Origin of the sequence: Maribacter sp. (genome assembly GCF_039968975.1) — a bacterium.
In the GTDB taxonomy this organism is placed as follows: Bacteria; Bacteroidota; Bacteroidia; order Flavobacteriales; family Flavobacteriaceae; genus Maribacter.
This window is the reverse complement of sequence record NZ_JBDVOT010000003.1, coordinates 1-21560: the sequence shown is the minus strand read 5'-3', so window position 1 is coordinate 21560 and position 21560 is coordinate 1. Positions and strand designations below refer to the sequence as shown.

General features: G+C 33.8%; 18 protein-coding genes. 12 read left to right on the top strand and 6 right to left on the bottom strand.

All coding sequences use genetic code 11. From position 1 onward, the window contains the following. From ABJI11_RS00125 to ABJI11_RS00090, 8 genes are all read left to right on the top strand, one after another. Nucleotides 1-1009: uroporphyrinogen-III synthase (locus tag ABJI11_RS00125; RefSeq protein ID WP_348348398.1), on the top strand; the 1009-nt coding region annotated here is incomplete at its 5' end. 44 nt (nucleotides 1010-1053) lie between these two features. Then, nucleotides 1054-1410, top strand: coding sequence for a four helix bundle protein (locus ABJI11_RS00120; protein ID WP_348348397.1), 357 nt, complete (start codon nucleotides 1054-1056; stop codon nucleotides 1408-1410). 37 nt (nucleotides 1411-1447) lie between these two features. Further along, on the top strand, nucleotides 1448-2479 hold the full coding sequence (gene hemE, locus ABJI11_RS00115; protein WP_348348396.1) for a uroporphyrinogen decarboxylase: 1032 nt from the start codon (nucleotides 1448-1450) through the stop codon (nucleotides 2477-2479). Between the two features lie 10 nt (nucleotides 2480-2489). Then, nucleotides 2490-3839, top strand: a complete 1350-nt coding sequence (locus ABJI11_RS00110) for a potassium transporter TrkG (protein ID WP_348348395.1) — start codon at nucleotides 2490-2492, stop codon at nucleotides 3837-3839. A gap of 17 nt (nucleotides 3840-3856) precedes the next feature. Then, the gene (locus ABJI11_RS00105; protein WP_348348394.1) at nucleotides 3857-4393 is read left to right on the top strand and encodes a GNAT family protein; all 537 of its coding nucleotides are present in this window, start codon (nucleotides 3857-3859) and stop codon (nucleotides 4391-4393) included. Next, nucleotides 4383-5285: an oxygen-dependent coproporphyrinogen oxidase gene (gene hemF / locus ABJI11_RS00100; RefSeq protein ID WP_348348393.1), complete on the top strand. Its 903-nt coding sequence runs from the start codon at nucleotides 4383-4385 to the stop codon at nucleotides 5283-5285. Before ABJI11_RS00105 ends, hemF begins: the two co-directional genes overlap by 11 nt. Continuing rightward, nucleotides 5276-6220, top strand: coding sequence for a DUF4421 family protein (locus tag ABJI11_RS00095; RefSeq protein ID WP_348348392.1), 945 nt, complete (start codon nucleotides 5276-5278; stop codon nucleotides 6218-6220). The genes hemF and ABJI11_RS00095 overlap by 10 nt, the downstream gene beginning before the upstream one ends. A 6-nt stretch (nucleotides 6221-6226) precedes the next feature. Continuing rightward, nucleotides 6227-7015: a PhzF family phenazine biosynthesis protein gene (locus ABJI11_RS00090; protein WP_348348391.1), complete on the top strand. Its 789-nt coding sequence runs from the start codon at nucleotides 6227-6229 to the stop codon at nucleotides 7013-7015. A gap of 123 nt (nucleotides 7016-7138) precedes the next feature. On the opposite strand, the gene ABJI11_RS00085 is transcribed toward ABJI11_RS00090, so the two are convergent. From ABJI11_RS00085 to ABJI11_RS00060, 6 genes are all read right to left on the bottom strand, one after another. Further along, a complete protein-coding gene (locus tag ABJI11_RS00085) occupies nucleotides 7139-10741 on the bottom strand; it encodes a M1 family aminopeptidase (protein WP_348348390.1) in 3603 nt (1200 codons plus the stop codon). Nucleotides 10742-10743: 2 nt separating this feature from the next. After that, the gene (locus ABJI11_RS00080; RefSeq protein ID WP_348348389.1) at nucleotides 10744-11619 is read right to left on the bottom strand and encodes an ABC transporter ATP-binding protein; all 876 of its coding nucleotides are present in this window, start codon (nucleotides 11617-11619) and stop codon (nucleotides 10744-10746) included. A gap of 310 nt (nucleotides 11620-11929) precedes the next feature. Continuing rightward, the gene (locus tag ABJI11_RS00075) at nucleotides 11930-12319 is read right to left on the bottom strand and encodes an ankyrin repeat domain-containing protein (RefSeq protein ID WP_348348388.1); all 390 of its coding nucleotides are present in this window, start codon (nucleotides 12317-12319) and stop codon (nucleotides 11930-11932) included. 279 nt (nucleotides 12320-12598) lie between these two features. Further along, the gene (locus tag ABJI11_RS00070) at nucleotides 12599-14272 is read right to left on the bottom strand and encodes a helix-turn-helix domain-containing protein (RefSeq protein WP_348348387.1); all 1674 of its coding nucleotides are present in this window, start codon (nucleotides 14270-14272) and stop codon (nucleotides 12599-12601) included. A gap of 15 nt (nucleotides 14273-14287) precedes the next feature. Further along, nucleotides 14288-15904, bottom strand: coding sequence for a helix-turn-helix domain-containing protein (locus ABJI11_RS00065; protein ID WP_348348386.1), 1617 nt, complete (start codon nucleotides 15902-15904; stop codon nucleotides 14288-14290). 114 nt (nucleotides 15905-16018) lie between these two features. Beyond that, complete coding sequence (locus ABJI11_RS00060) at nucleotides 16019-17647, bottom strand: helix-turn-helix domain-containing protein (RefSeq protein WP_348348385.1); 1629 nt, start codon at nucleotides 17645-17647, stop codon at nucleotides 16019-16021. A 408-nt stretch (nucleotides 17648-18055) separates the two neighbouring features. Here ABJI11_RS00060 and ABJI11_RS00055 point away from each other — a divergent pair, with 408 nt between their 5' ends. From ABJI11_RS00055 to ABJI11_RS00040, 4 genes are all read left to right on the top strand, one after another. Further along, a complete protein-coding gene (locus ABJI11_RS00055; protein WP_276491592.1) occupies nucleotides 18056-18205 on the top strand; it encodes a hypothetical protein in 150 nt (49 codons plus the stop codon). Nucleotides 18206-18223: 18 nt separating this feature from the next. After that, nucleotides 18224-19213 carry a porphobilinogen synthase gene (hemB, locus tag ABJI11_RS00050; protein ID WP_348348384.1) on the top strand — a complete coding sequence of 330 codons (990 nt, stop codon included), beginning with the start codon at nucleotides 18224-18226 and terminating at the stop codon, nucleotides 19211-19213. Nucleotides 19214-19224: 11 nt separating this feature from the next. Then, the gene (locus tag ABJI11_RS00045; RefSeq protein WP_348348383.1) at nucleotides 19225-20568 is read left to right on the top strand and encodes a serine hydrolase; all 1344 of its coding nucleotides are present in this window, start codon (nucleotides 19225-19227) and stop codon (nucleotides 20566-20568) included. Nucleotides 20569-20605: 37 nt separating this feature from the next. After that, nucleotides 20606-21560 (top strand): CNNM domain-containing protein (locus ABJI11_RS00040; protein ID WP_348348382.1); only part of this gene is annotated, 955 nt, incomplete at its 3' end.

Here is a 21560-nt window from a genome sequence, read left to right as displayed (position 1 = left end):
ACAAGGGGCTATCATGGTAGTAGCCATGGAAGATAATGAGGATATTCGTGAAGCATGTTCTTATTTAAATCATGAAGAAACGGATACCTGCGTAAGTCTTGAACGAGAATTTCTAAGAGAATTAGAAGGTGGCTGTAGTGCTCCTATCGGTGCATTATCATATATCAATAAAGAAAATATTGTTACGCTTAAAGGGGTGTTATTGAATGTTGACGGAAGTAAAAAGCTGGAAGCTGAATTAACTGCACCACTAGGTAAACACCAAAATTTAGGTATTGATTGTGCCAAAAGTATTTTAGCCAGAGGAGGTAAAAGATTAATGACGGAATTGGCAAATGCGGGTTTAGAAGTAAATGTATTTTCTACTAAGAAACTGACTCCGCAGCAACAGTTATTATTAAACATATCTGTAAATGCAGATTCAGACGATTTTATAAAAATTAATCCGAATCGTATTTCCCCAATCGTATTGAAAAAGACACATAAAAATGTTGTCTTTACCAGTAGAAATGCGGTTGAAGCAGTTTTAGCCAGTAGAAGCGCCGCAGAATTAGATTTTGAAAACATTTACTGTGTAGGCAGAAAAACCCGAAGATTATTAAAAAATGCATTTGGTAAAATCACGCATTATGAAAACAATGCAAAAGATTTAGCCAATCATTTAGTTGAGTTTATTGATGGTACGGAGGTTACCTATTTTCATGGTAACTTAAGTTTAGAAGAGCTACCTACCATTTTAGAGGAAAACAATGTTGAAGTCAACGCTATAGAAGCATATAGAACTAAACTTTCTGGTAAAGCAATACCGGCAAGCGCCAAAGGCATTATGTTCTTCAGCCCGTCTAACGTTGAAAGTTACCTTAAAGAAAATTCAACTGATAGGATAGCCTACTGTATTGGTGAAACTACGGCAAAAGCAGCTAGAGAACATTTCAAAGAAGTAAAAGTTGCCAAAATACCTACGGTAGAAAGTGTTATCGAATTGGTGAATGCGGATTATAAAGATTAGCCTTTAGCTGTTGTCTGCTAGCCTTTGGCTTTTTTTAATGAATTATGAGGGACTTTAAAAAGCTTGAAATATGGAAAAATGGAATCACCATCGTCAAGCATGTTTATAGTTTAGTTCAAAAGTTGCCAAACGAAGAAAAATTCGGACTTAAAAGTCAACTTTCAAGAGCTGCTGTTTCAGTTCCTTCAAATATCGCAGAAGGATGCAGCAGAAATAGTGAAGTTGAATTTAAACGATTTTTAGAGATTGCACTAGGTTCTCTTTTTGAAGTAGAAACTCAATTGATAATATCAGAAGAATTGAAATTTTTAGATAGTGAAGAATTGAAGTTAATTTATAACTTGATTTCAATAGAATCTAAAATGATCAATAGTCTAATTAGTAAAATAAAAAATAGCTAAAAGCCAAGAGCTAGCAGCTAAAAGCTATCACAAAAATATGAGCTTAAAAAACGACTTATTTCTAAAAGCATTAAAAGGTGAAACTGTAGAAAGACCACCAGTATGGATGATGCGCCAGGCAGGTAGATATTTACCTGAATTTATGGCAATCAAAGAAAAGTATGACTTTTTTACCAGATGTCAGACTCCTGAGTTGGCATCTGAAATTACGGTACAACCCATCCGTAGATACGGTATGGATGCCGCTATACTATTCAGTGATATTTTGGTGATACCACAAGCAATGAACATTCATGTGGAAATGAAACCAAATTTTGGTCCTTATCTTCCGAATCCTATTCGTAATCAAAAAGATTTGGATAGCGTAATTGTACCAGATGTTCACGAGACCTTAGGTTATGTGATGGAAGCCATAAAAGCCACTAAAGAAAAACTGAACGACGAAGTTCCGTTAATAGGTTTTGCCGGTTCACCATGGACAATTCTATGCTACTGTGTGCAAGGTCAAGGCAGTAAGACATTTGATAAGGCTAAAGAACTATGCTTTACGCAGCCTGTAGTTGCGCATGAATTACTTCAAAAAATTACCGATACTACTATTGCATATCTAAAAGCAAAAGTTGCTGCAGGTGTAAATGCAGTACAAGTATTCGATTCTTGGGGTGGCATGTTGTCCCCAACAGATTACCAAGAGTTCTCTTGGAAATATATACAGCAAATAATAGATGCTTTAAAAGATGAAGCTCCGGTTATCGTATTTGGAAAAGGATGCTGGTTTGCTTTAGGCGATATGGCAAAATCAGGTGCTTCTGCATTGGGTGTTGACTGGACTTGCTCCGCTAGAAACGCACGATATTTAAGTGGTGGTAAAATTACCTTACAAGGTAACTTTGACCCATCACGTTTATTATCCCCACCTTCTGAAATCAAGAAAATGGTACACCAAATGATCAATGAATTTGGTAAGGATAGTTACGTGGTCAACTTAGGTCATGGTATTCTACCAAATGTACCTGTAGAAAATGCCAAGGCATTTATAGATGCGGTAAAGGAATACAAAGTATCCTAGTAACAATATTATGGGTTGCTTTAATCGTTTTAGAAAAGCCTACAAAACATTTAAGCTTAAGCTAACGCCTCAGCAAACATTGTTCTATGGGTTTTTGACCTACATTATAACTGGTTTTTTAATTTTAAACATTCCCATTTTACAAAAAGAGCCTATTGGTTGGGTTGATAATCTATTTACGGCTGCTTCAGCAGTTTCAACCACCGGTTTACTTACTGTACCTTTAACTGCTTCCTATAATTTTTTAGGACAGTTCGTGATTTTGGTTCTATTTCAATTAGGAGGTATTGGCTATCTTACTTTTACCACTTTTGTTATTTTATCTACTACCAAAAAAATAACTTATTGGCATCAAAAAATTCTTAAAACAGAGTTTACTTTACCAAAAACGTTACATATAAAAGATTTCCTTAAGTCGGTTGTGCTATTTACAATTGTAATGGAAACTATCGGAGCTATATTATTATTCATTGCTTTTAAAGCAGAAGGCATGTCTTTTATAAATGCCTTATGGTCCTCTATATTTCATAGCATAAGTGCATTTTGCACAGCAGGTTTCAGTTTAGACCCAAGTGGGTTTACAAAGTACATAGACAGCAAACTTATAAATGGAACAATAAGCATGCTTGCCATCTGCGGCTCTATGGGCTTTATAGTTGTTACCGATATATTTCTATTTATCAAAAATAAATCGCACAAACTAAGCTTTACTACTAAGATTATTTTTTATGGGTTCATTTTATTGTTAACCGTAGGAACTTTATTACTCTATTTTACAGAGCCTACATTAGCTGTTATACCAGCTAATGAAAGATTAATGGCTTCCTTTTTTCAGGCTATGAGCGCAATGACTACAGTTGGGTTTAATACTGTCGATATCGGTCTGTTTTCTCAAGCTATATTACTTATCACCATATTCCTGATGTACATAGGCGCATCTCCTTCCGGTACTGCCGGAGGTATTAAAATTACTACGTTGACTGCAATAATAGCGGTAATGAAAAGTGGACTTCAAGGAAAGAAAACAGTTACCTTCATGCGGAAAAGAATACCCAAAGAACGTTTACAAATAGCCATTTCAACTTTTATTTTTTACACACTCCTATTAATTCTTGGAACATTATTTGTAAGCTATACCAATGATTTTAAATTTGAAAACATACTATTCGAAGTTGCTTCAGCACTAGGTACTGTTGGCCTTAGTACTGGAATCACTAGTAACCTTGATGACTCAGGTAAAATAATATTATCTATTTTAATGTTTATTGGTCGTTTAGGCGTCTTAACCTTTGGGTTAGCAATTTGGTATAAAAAACAAGCTAATTCCAAAGAAATTTTAGAAGAGGATCTAGCCTTATAATTTTTTAGCAAATGCCCATGTTTAAATCACCGTATTTCGAAATAAATCCCATTTCAGAAAAAGATGGATGGCGTTTATGTGATTTTATTTGTGCAAATGCAGATTATATAAAACGGTACTTTCCTAAGACGGTTGCGGCAAATTTGAATCCGACATTGTCCAATATTTTCATTCTTGAAAAAGTATCAGATTTTCTATCGGGTAAAGAGTATCTATTCACAATTAAAGAAGCTGAAAATAGAAACATTGTAGGGCTGGTTTATTTGAAAGAATTGAGACGAGCTATAAAAGAAGCTGAAGTTGCATATTGTACGGCATATACCCATAAAAATAAAGGTTTGGCTACTAAAGCCGTTAAAACCATTTCAGAATGGGGACTGAACGAACAACAGCTAAAACGTCTTAGAATAATCGTACATAAAACAAATCTCGGTAGTATTAAAGTAGCGAAAAATTGTGGTTATATTTGGACAGAAACGTTATTAAAAGAACACACTCCACCTAACGAAGACCCGTTAGACATGGAACTTTACATCTTAGAGAATGAAAGATAAATTTTACGCTTACATAGAACAACTTCAAAATACAATTACTTCTAAGTTAGAAGAAGTAGACGGCACTGCTACTTTTCAAGAAGACATTTGGGTACGTCCAGAAGGTGGCGGCGGTAGAACAAGAGTAATTGAGAACGGTAGTGTTTTTGAAAAAGGCGGCGTAAATATATCTGGTGTACATGGTGAGCTTCCCGATAGTATGAAAGCTTATTTTGGAGTAGAAGATGCTAATTTCTTCGCTTGCGGACTTAGCTTGGTTCTGCATCCAAAAAACCCAATGGTTCCTACGGTTCACGCCAACTGGCGCTATTTTGAAATGTACGGGAAAGATGGTGAAATTGTAGATCAATGGTTTGGCGGCGGGCAAGATTTGACTCCCTATTACCTGTTTGACAAAGATGCCGTTCACTTTCATCAAGTATGTAAAGATGCTTGCGACAAACACAATCCTAACTTTTACGATACCTATAAAAAACGTTGCGATGAGTATTTCTGGAACACGCATAGAAACGAAGCACGCGGTCTTGGCGGTCTATTTTTTGATTATTGCAAAGCAACTCCAGAAATGGATATGCAAGCCTGGTACAACTTCGTTACTGAAGTGGGCAACAGTTTCTTAGACTGTTATGTACCAATCGTTACAAAAAGAAAAGACCTTGATTACAGTAAAGAGCAACGAGATTGGCAAGAGGTTAGGAGAGGTAGATACGTAGAATTTAACCTAGTTCATGACAAGGGAACTTTATTCGGGTTAAAGACCAATGGCAGAATAGAAAGTATTTTAATGAGCCTACCACCACATGTACAATGGCTCTATGATCACCAACCGGAAAATGGTAGTGAAGAAGAGCGTTTGTTACAAGTTTTAAAAGAACCTAAAGCATGGGTTTAAGAACACTACTAACATTGAGTTTACTTTGCTCAATTTGTATATGTTCTGCTCAAAATTCACATTACAAAGAAGCTTTTCCTGATAAGATAACCGTGAGGCTATCATTACAGACGACTTCTAATAGTTTTACCGTTAGGGACAAGATAACACGCAACAAGACGGAATTTATACCCAACGATAAAAGTTATTTAGGCGTATCTGTTCTATTTCGGTTTCTAGAAGTTGATTTTGGTTATGCTCCCAATTTTTTATCGGAGAATAAAGACAACGGAGACTCAAAACTGATCACTTTCAACATAAGAACATTTTTTGGTCAGTATATGCAGACCTTGGACATCTACAAACAGAAAGGGTTCTTCATTAGAACATCAGAACTAACCTTACCCGTAGATGATTTAAGAACCTTTAAAATTGGCGGAACATCTAGTTATATATTTAATGAAGACTTTTCTTTTCGTGCCATCGGTTTTCAGAACGAGTGGCAAAAACAGAGTGTTGGCAGTTTTATACCCAGCATATCATACTATTACACCAAGTTTAGGCTAGAAGACCCTATTATAGACAATCAATTGGAGAAATCTTTTAAACTAGCCATTGGTCCTGGGTATTATTACAATTGGATTTTTGACGAAAACTATCTCGTCTCCGCGGGTGCAACAGGCGGATTAGGATTTAATCTATCAAAAACAGAAGGAAAAACTTCGTTTAACGGACTCGCACAATTGATTTTTAGAATGACCGGTGGTTATAATTCAGAAAACTTTTTTGGTGGGGTCAATATTAATACGCAATTACTAAGTCATACTTCCGATGAGAATTTTATTCTGGACGACTCTATAAGTTTTTTAGAATTTTATATGGGATATCGATTTGATGCACCTAAAAAATGGCTTCAGAAAGCTGATGAATTAAGTCGTAAATTGGGACTAGAATAATTTCTTATGAAACAGAAAATATATCAGATTGACGCCTTTACTGAAAAACTATTTGGCGGCAATCCGGCTGCAGTTTGTATTCTTGAAAAATGGTTAGAAACTGAAGTAATGCAAAAAATAGCCGCTGAAAATAATTTAGCGGAAACGGCATATGCCGTAAAGAAAGATGATCATTATGAGCTACGTTGGTTTACTCCAGAAATAGAAGTTGATCTTTGTGGGCATGCCACTCTTGCAACTGCCTTTACACTCTATAATTATTACGGTTATAACGAAAATACCTTACGGTTTATTTCACCTAGAAGTGGCGAGTTATTAGTTCAAAAAAGTGAATCGGGATTATTAACCATGGATTTCCCTACGGATGATGTAATGCCAGTTTCAGAACAAATCAATATATCAAAAGCTCTAGGAAAACAACCGTTGGAAACATTCAAAGGCAAGACCGACTATATGCTTATTTATGAATCTCAAGCGGACATAGAAGCCATTACTCCTAATTTTCATTTATTAAATGAGTTGGATTGTAGAGGAGTCATTGTATCTGCAAAAGGCAATGAAGTAGATTTTGTTTCCCGCTTTTTTGCTCCGCAATGTGGTATTCCAGAAGACCCGGTTACGGGTTCTGCACACACCACTTTAACTCCGTATTGGTCAGAGAAAATGAATAAGAAAGTACTAACTGCCAAACAACTATCTGAACGCGGTGGTGATCTGCAATGCGAATATCATGGAGATCGAGTAAAAATATCGGGTAAGGGAGTTTGTTATTTGGTAGGTGAGATAGAAATCTAAGGTTTATATTAATCCATTTAAAGAATATAACTCCAGAAGGCTAGCTCTATAAAAAGTAAAAACCTGTCCGTTTATGGCAATTACCATTTTACGAACAGGTTTATACCTAACTAAATTGAAAAACTACTCTTCTACTGACTCTAAATTATCATCAGAATTACGATCGATCAACTTATTATAAGGATCAATACCTGCTTTTAAGGGCTTTTCATCAGTAACAACAGTAAATGTATTATCACCTGCTGAAAGCCACTTTAATTCAAAGTAAAACGGATTCTTAATAGTTACCCCATCATCACCTGTAATATCTTCACCAAAGAGCCCAATATCTACTAGGTTCTTCTTATCGTCAATCAACTTTTCTTTACCGGTATCATCGTAGTAAATCTTCTTAGAATTTACCGTGAATGTGGTTTCCCATTTGCCATTATCTAGCTTTTTGGTTTTAGTATCCATCACACGGTTTTCATAAAGAACAATTTCTTTGAAACCATCGTCAACCTTATATTTTAAGGAATCTGGAGTAACATTATAAATAGCTTTATAAAAATCTTCAGAAGTTGGGTACACCCCTTTCTCAAAATACTTGTATTCATGTAAAAAGGATTTTAGTCCGGCATTTATCACATCTTCCCCAATTACATCCTGTAAATCATACATTACCATAGAACCCTTTTGGTACCAGATATGCTGGGCAGTTTCAACATCCATTAATGGGCGTTCTGGTTTAAAGCTAAATGATCTTCTTGTTAAATATGTATCTAATGAAGGCTTTAAAAAACCTTTAATTCCATTTTCGCCATATTCCTGTTTCATTGTCATTAAAGAAACATACTCCGCCAAGGTTTCAGAAATAATATTTGCACCGGTTGTGTTACTTGGTGTAACGATATGCGCCCACCACTGGTGAGCAATTTCATGTGACGTAGTACTAAAAGCATAATTAAAATCTTCATTGTTAGAGAAGTCAGCTACAAATCCAAAATCTTCAGAATACGGAATAGTCGTAGCAAAAGATTGTGCAAATGTAGAATGTGCAGGAAACTCAATAATCCTGATTACCGAATATGGATATTCATAAAAATTCTTTGAATTATAATCCAATGAAATTTTAACCCCTTTAATAAAAGAATCTAAATTGCGTTTATGCTTAGGTGAATGATAAATTTCGATACTAACCTTTTTTCCACTTGGTGCCGTCCAAACATCTTTTTCAATATCATACTTTGCAGAAACAAAATTGAAAAAGTAATCTGTTTTACCCTCCATTTTATAGCTAAAATAGCTTCTATCATCACTATCCCATTGCTCAACCAATAGGCCTGGAGCAACGGCCGTTTGTCCTTTTGTTGTGCTTATAGTTGCCTCAAAAGTCATATAGTTGCTATCCTCATTAAATAAATTCTTTTTTATGGCAATAGTATCTGTTCTTTGAGGGTATATAAAATCAAGTTCTTTTAAACCATACTTTTTTCGAACACCATTCTCCGTCAATGAAGGTGTAAAATGGAATTTAGGAAATATTCCATCATTAAAAAAAGTTCCATTGTTTAAAACTGCGGTTTCTCTATCATCCGAAAAACCATGGGTTCTAACCTGTGTTTCAATCACCAAGTTAGCCGTATCCTTTGGCTGTAGAGCTTGTGGCAGCTTATAAATGAATAATTTATACAAAGAGTCGCTAATTACAGGTTTAAGTTCTTTTTCATTGTACACCACCCTTGTAATCTTGGTATCGAACGTTGGGAAGGTAACTTCCATTAATACCGAATCTATTGGTTGATTAGACGGATTTACAACTGTAAAAACACCTTTTGCATCTACCCCACGGGTATCAGGAAAAATATCAATAGTTGCATCTAAGTCTAGCACTTGAATATGTGGTTTGTCAATATACTTTCCATAAGCCTTTTCTGCATCTGCGGAAAGTTTTTCAATATAATCATCGTCTTCTAATTGATTTAATATCTTAATATTATAGAAACTATAAGCGCCCACAGAAATAAAAGCGAAGAAGAAAAATAAAGTATATGCAACCGTTTTACCTTTAAATCTACTTTTAGCTAATTTTAAACGTTCTTTAGCCGAAGAATAAAAGCCTCTACTCCAAAATATTTTACCAATAGCCGCCAAAACACATGTAAAGAGAATCCAATATAAGTTCAACCAAAATTTACCGGTGAGGTAATGACCAAATCCATTAAGGTCACTTATAAAGCTAGGTGTCGTAGCGCCGAATATTATAAGCGGATTACCTGTTTTAAAAACTAAGTCAATTATGATAGGTAAGCCTACATATATAATGATTACTATAAAATGACCTAAAAATTTGTTATTAACCAGTACATGGATAAAAAATGACATTAATAGTATGGTAATAAAAGACGGAAGCAAAAATGTAAAATTATAAGTCAAATACATACCTAGCTCAAAATTGAAATAACCATTTACAACTTGATACATTATACCAGTAAAAATATTTACAAATAACAACATCACTGCTACACCAATAAGAGACACAATCTTTGAAAGATATAAAGTAGTGTTACTTACAGGTAGCGCATCATAAAATTCAAAAGTTTTATTACTGCGCGTTCGGTGTACGGCTTCACCTGCATAAATAACCAATATTATAGTTGAAAATAATTCAATACCGCCCGTTATATAAGCCACCATATATCTGGTAAGCGGTAACGAAGCTGTACCGTTATACTGATTGTTCTGGTAAGTTATAAAAGCGGCCGCTATAATACCTATAATCAATAGCACTAGAAAAATAGGTTCCTTAATAATGGACAAAAATTCTATTTTACTTAATGACCACAGATTTTGACGTTGTGCTTTTTTACTAAAGGATTGAACAACATTTACAGGCTCAAGTGCTTGGTACGTTTCATCATTGTTCTTTACTTTTTTCTTTTTCTTAGAGGATAAAAAGCCTTTATATGAAAATCTATAAAGTGTAAATAAAAATATCAAAACCCCAATACCTAGCCATAGCAAACGGTTTAAAAGAAACTTACCGGTTAAAGCAAGTTGAGTTGTATTCAATTCGTCTACAGACCAATATTTAGATAGATATTCATATGCAGAACCCCCAAAAGGATCAATATAAATACTTAACCATTCCGTATCTAAACTAGACAGTAACTGACCAGACAGCATATTAATGATAAAGATTACAATACCGCCTAAATACAATATGGGCATTCTCTTAAAAAAAGTCATCAAACAAAAGAAGAGACTTCCAATAAAAAAGGAATTAAATACCAACATATAAAAAAACGGAAAGAAGTAAGATCCAAAATTGAAATCGGTATACGTTCCATAATCTGGTCTATCTAATAACGCCCCAAGTATATAACCGAACATTGCGCCTACCATGGCCGCAAAATTCATTAGCGTTACAATGGTAAAGCTACCCCAAAAACGCCCCATTATATAACTTTTTTCAGAAACTGGGTAAGTAAAATAGGTTTGTGCAGTCTTATGTTCTTCATCTCTAAAAACAGGCACGCCCATAACTGCAGCATAAAAGAACAATGCAATTACACTTAAAACTCCAAGAACACCTGTAACATTATTTGGACTATTGGTAAATTCTGCCGTTGCGGAGTCATCAAATACCGATATTAAAAAAGGTATTAAAAACATAATCAATATGTAGATATAGGTCACAGGTCTCCTTAGCCTATACTTAAGCTCAAATAAGAATATATCTTTCATAATTATACGGTTTGTTGTTGGTTGATACTATAGAAATAAAAATCTTCTAGGTTATTGGCCACCTTCTCAAAACCTTCACCAGGCATGTCTTCAGAATAGACATTTACGTATAAATTACCCCCTCGTAAATAGTTAGATAGTACATTATATTCAGATTGGTATATTTCAATTTCCTCCTTAGATATGTTCTTTCTATATACTTTACCGTTCAAGGTACTTGTAAGCTCCATTGGGTGTCCTTGCACCATTACTCTACCCTCGTTAAACACTGCCATGTTTTCACAAAGGTTGATAACATCGTCTACAATATGTGTAGATAAGATAACCACGGCATCTTCCCCAAGCTCACTCAATAAATTATGAAAACGGTTACGTTCTAATGGATCAAGACCAGCTGTAGGCTCATCTACAATAATCAGTTTAGGATTACCGATCAGTGCTTGAGCAATACCAAAACGTTGGCGCATACCACCAGAATAATCACCAAGATTTCGTTTACGAAATTTATAGAGATTCACTTTGTTCAATAAATCGGCCACATATGCCTTACGGTCCGTTTTACTTTGAATTCCTTTAATTTTTGCAATATGATTTAGCATCATCTCTGCAGATACTTTTGGATATACTCCAAAATCTTGAGGTAGATATCCCAAAACCTTTCTAAGTTCATCTGGTTCGGTAAAGATGTTAATATCATTAAATTCTATATCTCCGCTATCTGCTTGTTGTAACGTAGCAATAGTTCTCATTAATGAAGATTTTCCTGCACCATTAGGTCCAAGTAGTCCAAACATACCGGTACCAATTTCCAAGTTTACATTATTTAAGGCTTGGGTGCCATTTGGATAAGTTTTGTTCAAATTTGTAATCGAAAGCATACTATATAGTTTGATGGTTAGTGAATAGTTTTTTTCTATAAGTGTCTATAATTGTAGAAATGTTACACGTTTTGTAGTTTCTTACGTAAATAAAGCGTAATTAATGCCTTACAGCCAATTAAAAGAATTCCATATTTATAAAAAGCAGAAAGCCACAGCAAACTCAACAATTTAGAAATTAAATAATTAAAGAGTATAAACATAAAGCAGTTGATAAAATGGTTTTTTATGGTAAGTTTTTTAGTTTTAATTAAAGCTATCCAGATATTTTTAGCATCTAGATAGCTTTAATCTAATTACTTCTTATTATTTACAAGCTATCTAAATACGTAACTACCTCGGTAGCTCCTGATAACTTTGCATAATCTAAAGCTGTAGCTCCTAGTTTAGATTTTTTTGAAGTACTTGCCCCTTCTGCAATCAATACTTTAACAATATCTAATTGGTTATAACGAGCGGCATACATTAAAGCGGTCATTTGAGCACCGGTTTTAGATTCTTGCTCTATATTGACACCATAGGCAATAAAACTCTTTACAACGGCTACATCATCTTCAACAATGGCCATAACCATTGGTGATACATTGGTAATACCTGTTCTGTTGATTTTAGCGATTCTATTTCCCGAATCTGTATTGGCACTTACAGTGCTGAATACTGAACTAACTAAAATGGCGAATGCGATAACTGATTTTCTCATGATTTAAAATTTTAAAGATTAAAATGATTGTTTTACTAAATTTAAAAATGCCCGAACTGCTATTAAATTGTTAGCTAAATACGATCGTAAAATTTTTAAAGCTGAACGGTAATCTTTCCGTAAAGAAAGGGCGATTTCTCTCTTTAAAACAAGTCATGTCACCCTAAATTTATAAAAATAGGGTGCTCTAACTAATTTTAATTATTTGATTATCAAATATTTATTTTAAATGAAGCGAAAAAACATCAATTACTATCAACGTTGCATAAAAAGTGGCATTTAACCCTTTTTATTGATGTTTTTTATAAAAGTAGAAGGTGACAAACCGGTACTTTGCTTAAAGTATTTGGAGAATGAATCGGCACTTTTGTATCCTATTTCTTCTGCAATGGCTTTCACAGAATAGGAACGTAATTGCTTGTTTGTTTTCAACTCTTTAATGATATAATCAATTCTAATTTCATTAACAAAAGTAGAAAATGTAGTACCTAAATGAGTATTGATAACGGTAGACAGGTAAGAGGTATTTGTTTTTAACTTTTTTGCGGTGTTATATAAGGTTGTCTTTTGTTTTAGAAAGAAGCCTTGTTCTTGTAGTTCTTTAATTTGATGAATTAATGCCTCGACTTTTTCATCTTTTATTTCAGTAGTATTCGTATTTGATTCAAGTGAAGTGTTAAGCGGTGTTTTGCCCTCTGTTCTCTGCATTAATGCATCAAACTTTTTCTTTTCTCTTTTTTGTTTCCATAGCACAAAACCTATGAAACAAATAACCAATCCTCCTAAGGCAATCCATAGATAATTTAATGTACTCTTATAATCATTGGCTGTATTGGCGTTCTCTATTTGTATACGCTGCTTGTCAATATCGTATAGATTATCAAGCGTGTTAAATTTAAACGAGTTATAGGTTTCTAACGCTTTATAATATTTCTGCTCATATTCTTTTCTTAAGTCATCTTCGCCCTTCTTTTTATAAATATCTATATATAATTTATAGAAATCTGGGGAAATATATTTCTGTTCCTTTAAAAAAATGGGGCCGCTTTTAATCAAATTTAAATTGTTCAATGCGCTATCCACTTCGCCCAAGGCTAAGTGGGCTTTACTTTTATTGATAAGCAAGGGAGAATCATATTCATTGTACCTTTTAAATACCCAATGATTATATTTTCTATAGTTATCAATAGCCTCCTTAAACTTCTCATCTTTAAAATCAATATCGGCCTCGTTCTTTAATAAGAAAAAATGTTCACTCTCATCCGCTGTAAACTCATCAATATTGTTTTCATATATTTCTCTATAAAACAAGGTTGAATCTTTTATCCCCAGTTCATTATATAAATTAGAAATATTTATAAACTGACTATGGTACGCTGGATTCCATCTTTTTTTCAAAAAGTCTGCTTTTGTTTTAACAATCTTAAGCCTTATATCTAATGCATCACGGTATTTGCCAATTATCTTATAAAACGATGCCATTTCTATTTCAGATAGAATAGCTAAATACTCATAATTACTATCATTGATTAATTGAGCCAGCGACTTAAACAGTTCAAAAGATTTATCGTATTCATAATTAAAATTAAGAGCTCTTGCTAAATAATAATTTGAAAGCACTGATTCATAAGCAAAACCATTTTTGTTAGCTCTTTTATGGGCTATATGGCAGTTCTTGATAGCTTCATCATACAAACCTTCTGATATTTGAAAATCAATTAAAACAAGGTAAATAGTTACTTGTTCTTTGATATTATACTTATCGATATTATAAAAGATTTTATTTACTGCAGATAATGTTTGCTCTCCGGTAAGATTAGGATTATTGTAAATTTTTTGAACCTTCGTAATCAAGCTATCAGATATGCCTTCCATATCTTGCTGAGCATGAATTTTCTCTGTAGATCCAATAAAGATTAATAATAGAATAATGATGGATTTATACCATCTCAAATTTTGAAAATTCATTTAACTATCCTTATTCAATTTCTTAATATACGATGATGGCGACAAACCGGTATTCTGCTTAAAGTATTTGGAGAATGAATCGGCACTTTTATAACCAATTTCTTCTGCAATGGCTTTCACAGAATAGGAACGCAATTGCTTGTTTGTTTTCAACTCATTAATGATATAATCAATTCTAATTTCATTAACAAAAGCTGAAAATGTAGTACCTAAATGAGTATTGATAACGGTAGACAGGTAAGAGGTATTTGTTTTTAACTTTTTTGCGGTGTTATATAAGGTTGTCTTTTGTTTTAGAAAAAAGCCTTGTTCTTGTAGTTCTTTAATTTGATGAATCAATGCCTCGACTTTTTCATCTTTTATTTCAGTGGTATTCGTATTTGATTCAAATGAAGTGTTAAGCGGTGTTTTGTCCTCTGTTCTTTGCATTAATGCATCAAACTTTTTCTTTTCCTTTTTTTGTTTCCATAGCGTAAAACCCACGAAACACATGACTGATCCACCCAAGGCAATCCATAGATAATTATTGTAATACTTTAAATCTGATTTTACAATCTCTTGCTCAACCTTAGTTTCATTTTCCTTTAATTCATATAAACTTTCTAGAGTGTTCATTTTAAATTGACCAAATCTTTCCTGTGCTGCTATATATTTCATCAAATATTCATCCGCCAATTTTTCATCTTTTTTATCTGAATAAATATCATGTTGAATTTTGAAGAACTCAGGATTTAAATAGGGCTCTTTTTTTAAATAATTAGAATCTTTGACCATTTCAAGATTCACTAAAGCACTATCTAATTGACCGATACTGTAAAATGCCCTAGCCTTTCTAATCAGCATTTCGTCATCTGTTTTATTAAATTTATCAGTCAATGACTTTTCATACTGATTATACTTTTTTATGGCCATTTTATAATCAGCATCATAATAAGCCTTATTTCCTTCATACCAATGAACGTATGGTATTGCAAGTGTCTCACCCTGTTCCTTTTCTAAATTTTTATACCGATTGTAATAATAATTTGCGGAATCTTTTTTATTAAAAAAATAAAAAGAATTTGCAATATATAGTTGTGCCTTTTGCTCCCAATAAGCAGATATCATTTTAGAATCTGTTTGGTATTTTTCTGCTTCCAGATATAAAGCAAGTGCTTCCTTCTTCCTTCCAATTAAAGAATTTAATACCCCAAAATCGAATTTAGAAGTTTTTCTGAAAAAATCTCTATTCTCTTTAGACCCAAACTTATCATCAACAATCATGTTAGAATACAACTTAAATGCATCACCATATCTGTACATTGCTATATATGCATAAGCAAGTATTTGTTGTGTTTGAGAATACAACATATCATGTTCTTTGCCCTCTATTAAATCTATTGCTTTTTCTATTAATGCTATACCCTGGTCATACTTACCATTCCACATCGTAATATTGGCAACAACAGTGTAAATTACCGCTTTATCGTAATAACTCTCATAATCATCAATTTCCGCCAATAAGCTATTAGCTTCCTGAAGTCCTTGCTGCACATTTTGTGAAGCTAACGTGTACACTTTTTCAATTTTTACCCCTAATTCAGGGTTCTTATTTTGACCCCAAACAGTAAATACCATTAGAAAAAGGAAACAGAAAACAAAGAGTATTTTTTGAATAAATACACGGTGTTCTATTTCAAAAATTATTGAAAAAAAATTAAGAGATTTCTTTAAAAAAAACTGTTGTACCATTTAACTTTCCTTGTTCAATTTTTTAATAAATGAAGATGGCGATAATCCTGTATTTTGCTTAAAATATTTGGAGAATGAATCGGCACTTTTATAACCAATTTCTTCTGCAATGGCTTTCACAGAATAGGAGCGTAATTGCTTGTTTATTTTCAACTCGTTTATAATATAATTAATACGTATTTCATTTACGAAAGCAGAAAAAGTGATCCCTAAATGAGTATTGATAACGGTAGACAGGTAAGAGGTATTTGTTTTTAATTTCTTTGCTGTATTATATAAGGTAGTTTTCTGTTTTAGAAAAAAACCTTGTGCTTCTAAATTCTTAATCTGATCAATTAAAGCCTCTACTTTTTCGTCTTTAATATCTATTGAAATAGACTTAGATTCAACTGAAGATTTTTTGTCTTTAAACTTAAGCATTAACGCTTCAAATTTTTTCTTTTCTCTTCTTTGTTTAATTGTGAAAACTACTATAAAAACAATACACAAAGTACCTAAGGCAAATAATAAATAATTTATATATAACTGTAATTTAGACTTTTGACCTTTTTCATTTATTTCAGTCTCTTTAGTTTTTAATTTGTATAATTCATCAACTGTATTGAAAGCAAACTTGTTATACCTTTCTTGCGCTTGATCGTATTTCTCTAAATAATTACTAGCTACCTGAAGTTCCCCTTGTTTTAAATAGATATCATAATAAATTCTATAAAAATCTGGATCCAAATAAGCCTCCATTCTGGTAAAATTATCCATATCCTTAATTTCCTGGAGTACAACTGAAGCACTATCCAATTGTTCTAATTCAACATATGACCTGCTTTTTCTAATTAAAACTTCTTCGTCTTTTGCATCAAAATCAGCACTTAGCAATTGCTCATATATCTCATATTCTCGTATTGCCTCTTTATAATTCTTATCATAAAAAGCTAGATTACCCCTATATCTTGGTAAAAAGTCTTCTACGAGTGTGGGTTTATACCTATCACTCAATCTTTGATACTTATTGAAATATATTTGCGCAGAATTCTTTTTCCCAAAAAAATTATATAAATCAGCAATATTTAAGGCAATCTTTTGCCAATGCGCAATGTTGATTGAATCTTTAGCTAGTTCAAATGATTTAACATACAATCTTAATGCCTGGTCTTTTCTACCAATTAACGAGTTTAAATGTGCAAAATCGCCCAGTGTTCCCCATTTAAAAAAATGCTTGTCTGAAGTGCTTACATATTCATCTGCAACAATGAGATTAGTATATATTTGAAATGCATTCTCATAATTATAGGTTTCTACATAAGCCTTAGCAAGTATCCAATTTGCATGTAGATAAAGGCTATCTTCATCTTTACCTTCGATTAAGGAGATTGCTTTCTTTAAATTTTCTATGCTTGTACTTACATCACCATTAAAAAGCATCACATTACTAGTAACTACATAAATTCTCGCTTTAACTGCATCATCACTATACTTATCTACCTCAGACAGAAGCTTCTTTGATGCTACAATACTTTCCTTATAATCAGTTTCACTCAATTCATAAATTAAATCTATTTTTTTATCGAGCTCACGACCATTAGTTTGAGAATTAATACTGTTAGCTATTAAAAAAATGATCAGAAAAGACACGTGAAATCTACTAAACACAGGAATTTTTAAAATTTTTAAATACAATACAACTAAGAATAAGAATTCGGCTACAAATTATAGCTTTAATTTGAAAATAGCGCCTTTTAATAGGCATCTCTTATTTGTATGAATGAAGTTCAATGGCACTTTCTATTTGGGCAAAAAACTGAAACAACCTATTTCTCACCTGACATCTAATCTTGAAACAACTCCTATTGACCTTACTTTACGCATTAATGTTTCAAGCAGCAGTAATTGGCAAGCCTTTAAAAATAAGTACTAACCACTGTAGCTATTATTCAAATTCCCCTATTTTTGTATAACTTCTAGATGCGTATACTTTAATGAGGTAAAGTCTAGACTTTACGGAGAAAAAGTAACCAACAGTTTGACTTTAAATATTCTGATATGGCAAAAAAAGGCAAGGCTAAAAACACATTGAACAAAGCAAAGCATGCCAAGCTTATGGAACGGAAGAAAAACAAGTTGAAAAAGGAAGCTGCGCTTAGAAAAGAACGTTTAAAGAGTATTATCAAAAAAAGTCAAGAATCTCAATAAGTAATAAAATATAGCATTATGTACCCACTTATACGCCCAAGAAGACTAAGAACCTCAGAAGCCCTACGTAGTTTAGTTCGCGAAACCATTATATCTCCAAATGATTTTTTGGTTCCGCTTTTTGTAGTGGAAGGCAAGGGCATTAAAGAAGAAATACCTTCTATGCCCAACTATTACCGTCTTAGTCTAGATAATTTGACCAAAGAGGTAAAAGAACTTTGGCAAATGGGGCTACGCTCTGTTTTATTGTTCGTGAAAGTACCGGACAATTTAAAGGATAACCAAGGTTCTGAGGCTTTGAACGAAAACGGATTAATGCAATTGGCTATTAAAACGGTTAAAAATGCATGTCCAGATATGTTGGTGATGACAGATGTTGCCCTTGACCCCTACTCTTCTTACGGTCATGATGGTATTGTTGCAGACGGATTAATTTTAAATGACGAGAGTGTAGACGTTTTAACTGAAATGAGTGTTTCTCATGCCAAGGCAGGTGCAGATTTTGTTGCTCCAAGTGATATGATGGATGGTCGCATTCTTAGCATTCGTGAAGCTTTGGAAGATGAAGGTTATTTAAATACGGGTATAATGGCATACAGTGCAAAATATGCCAGTGCCTTCTACGGTCCGTTTAGAGATGCGCTAGATTCTGCTCCTGTAGATATCAAAAATGTACCTAAGGATAAAAAAACGTACCAGATGGATTATGCCAACCGTTTTGAAGCCATTCGTGAAACACAGATGGATATTGACGAAGGTGCCGATATCGTGATGGTAAAACCCGGATTGTGCTATCTTGATATTGTTCGTGAAATAAAGAACGAAGTTGATGTGCCGGTTGCGGTGTATCAAGTTTCTGGTGAATATGCCATGGTGAAAGCAGCCGCTGAAAAAGGATGGTTGGATCATGATGCCGTAATGATGGAACAACTGACCGCAATTAAAAGAGCGGGTGCTAATATCATAGCCAGCTACTTTGCAAAAGATGCGATAAAATTGTTAGGTTAAACCCTATTTACATGCGCAACTATCTTTTTATACTTTTTGGTTTATTATGTTCTGCGCTAGTGGCGCAAGTTCAAAATACGCAACCACTTTTGCTTCCGGCAGGTTCTAGTTTACAAGCATCTTCATTGGCGGCTTATGAATTAGATTCCGCTTTCGTATATCAGAAAGTAGATAGTATTGTAACAACCGGTATAAAAAATAATGCTTTCCCAGGTGCTCAGGTTTTAATTGCAAAAGAAGGGAATATCATTTTTCATGAAGCTTATGGGTTTCACACCTATGATAGCATACAACCTGTTGCTGAAAATGATATTTATGATTTAGCTTCGGTCACCAAAATTTTAGGTCCGCTACCTGCAATTATGAAATTGGTAGATGAAGGCAAGCTCAATTTAGATGTTCCGTTTAGTACGTATTGGAAACCTTGGAAAAGTCATAAAGACAAAGCAAACATTACGCTTCGCGAGATATTGGCGCATCAAGCGGGTCTTGAACCTTACATTGTTTTTCTCAGTAAAACCCTAAAAAATAACGGTCGGTTTAAAAAGAGATTCATCCGCAGTAAAAAGAATAACAGATTTAGTAACGAAGCTTTTGAAGGTATCTATGTAAAAAATAGATTTAACCGAAAAATGTACCGAATCATAAATCGTTCTGAAGTATCTGTAGAAAAAAAATATAAATATTCCGGACTCACATTTCTTATTTTTCCGGAGCTTATTACTCAAATAACCGGTGTTCCATATGCAGAGTATATGGAACAAGAATTTTACAAACCACTTGGTATGAAAACCTTTGGTTTTCTGCCCAGCACCAAAAAATTCAGTAACAAAATAGTACCTACAGAAACAGATACTATTTACAGACATACGCTAACCCAAGGCTGGGTACATGATGAAAATGCATCTTTATTAGGCGGCATTTCTGGCAACGCAGGTTTGTTTGGTACTGCAGATGATTTAGCGATCATCATGCAAATGTTTATGCAAAACGGCCATTATGCCGGCAAGCAATACATTTCTGAAAATACGGTTAAAGAATTCACCAAAGTACAATATACCGATAATGATAATAGAAGAGGTTTAGGTTTTGACAAACCTTATTTAGAGAACAACACCTTTAAAATTGCAGATGCTTACCCTGCTCCAGAAGTAGGTGCATCAAGTTTTGGGCATAGTGGTTTTACGGGTACTTTTGTTTGGGCAGATCCAGAGCATCAATTGGTATATATATTCTTATCGAACAGGGTATATCCTACGAGAGAAAATCGCAATATTTACAACCTAAATATCCGTTCATCCATCCAACAAATATTTTATCAGGCATTTGATAACGCAAAACAGCACAAACCTTAACGTTTTTATTAATATCTTCGATTCATAAAATAACCCCATGGGACTACTACTTTTTTACGCATTCATTTCTATTTTCTTCTCCTTTCTGTGTTCTATACTAGAAGCAGTATTGTTGAGTATAACGCCAACATTCATTAATGTAAAAATGAACGAAGGGCATGCTTACGCCAAAAAACTAGAGGCACTTAAAAAAGATGTGGATCAACCGTTAATTGCTATTTTGACCATAAATACCATTGCCCACACCGTTGGTGCAATTTTGGTAGGTGTTCAGGCAAAGGTTGCTTATGCTGAACTTTACGGTAGCGAAACCAAGTCAATATTCGGTATAACGTTTACAGAAGATTTAATGGTGGGTGTGGTTTCTACCATAATGACCATACTTATTTTGGTAGCGTCAGAAATTATACCAAAAACCATTGGCGCCACCTACTGGAAACAGTTGGCAAATTTCTCTACAAAGGCACTGAATATAATGGTTTTGGGCTTAAAATATACCGGTTTACTATGGTTACTACGTTTGTTTACCAAAATGGTAGGCGGTGGCAATCACCATGGCAGCGTATTAAGTAGAGAAGATTTTCATGCCATGACAGATATGGCGCATGAAGAAGGTGTTTTTGAAAAATCTGAATCTACTATCATTAAAAACTTGTTGAAGTTTGATGAAGTATTGGTGAAAGATATTATGACGCCAAGAGCGGTGATGAAAGTAGCGTCTGATGAAAAAACGATTGCAGATTTCTTTACCGATAACCCAAAATTGCGTTTTTCAAGAATACCTGTTTATACCGATAATATGGATAATGTTACCGGTTTTGTATTAAAGGATAATGTACTGGAAGAGATGATCAACCAGAACGGTGATATTCCTTTGAAAGATATTAAACGTGAAATTCTAGTAACCCGTAGAAGTACACCGATCCCAACATTGTTTGAAATATTCATTGAAAAACGTGAGGCCATTGCCCTTGTAGTTGATGAATATGGTT

Excerpts from the sequence above, each read along its gene's own strand:
- ABJI11_RS00120 (WP_348348397.1), top strand. The coding sequence starts at position 1,054 with ATGAGGGACTTTAAAAAGCTTGAAATATGGAAAAATGGAATCACCATC.
- hemE (WP_348348396.1), top strand. The coding sequence starts at position 1,448 with ATGAGCTTAAAAAACGACTTATTTCTAAAAGCATTAAAAGGTGAAACT.
- ABJI11_RS00110 (WP_348348395.1), top strand. The coding sequence starts at position 2,490 with ATGGGTTGCTTTAATCGTTTTAGAAAAGCCTACAAAACATTTAAGCTT.
- ABJI11_RS00105 (WP_348348394.1), top strand. The coding sequence starts at position 3,857 with ATGTTTAAATCACCGTATTTCGAAATAAATCCCATTTCAGAAAAAGAT.
- hemF (WP_348348393.1), top strand. The coding sequence starts at position 4,383 with ATGAAAGATAAATTTTACGCTTACATAGAACAACTTCAAAATACAATT.
- ABJI11_RS00095 (WP_348348392.1), top strand. The coding sequence starts at position 5,276 with ATGGGTTTAAGAACACTACTAACATTGAGTTTACTTTGCTCAATTTGT.
- ABJI11_RS00090 (WP_348348391.1), top strand. The coding sequence starts at position 6,227 with ATGAAACAGAAAATATATCAGATTGACGCCTTTACTGAAAAACTATTT.
- ABJI11_RS00085 (WP_348348390.1), bottom strand. The coding sequence starts at position 10,741 with ATGAAAGATATATTCTTATTTGAGCTTAAGTATAGGCTAAGGAGACCT.
- ABJI11_RS00080 (WP_348348389.1), bottom strand. The coding sequence starts at position 11,619 with ATGCTTTCGATTACAAATTTGAACAAAACTTATCCAAATGGCACCCAA.
- ABJI11_RS00075 (WP_348348388.1), bottom strand. The coding sequence starts at position 12,319 with ATGAGAAAATCAGTTATCGCATTCGCCATTTTAGTTAGTTCAGTATTC.
- ABJI11_RS00065 (WP_348348386.1), bottom strand. The coding sequence starts at position 15,904 with ATGGTATTTACTGTTTGGGGTCAAAATAAGAACCCTGAATTAGGGGTA.
- ABJI11_RS00055 (WP_276491592.1), top strand. The coding sequence starts at position 18,056 with ATGGCAAAAAAAGGCAAGGCTAAAAACACATTGAACAAAGCAAAGCAT.
- hemB (WP_348348384.1), top strand. The coding sequence starts at position 18,224 with ATGTACCCACTTATACGCCCAAGAAGACTAAGAACCTCAGAAGCCCTA.
- ABJI11_RS00045 (WP_348348383.1), top strand. The coding sequence starts at position 19,225 with ATGCGCAACTATCTTTTTATACTTTTTGGTTTATTATGTTCTGCGCTA.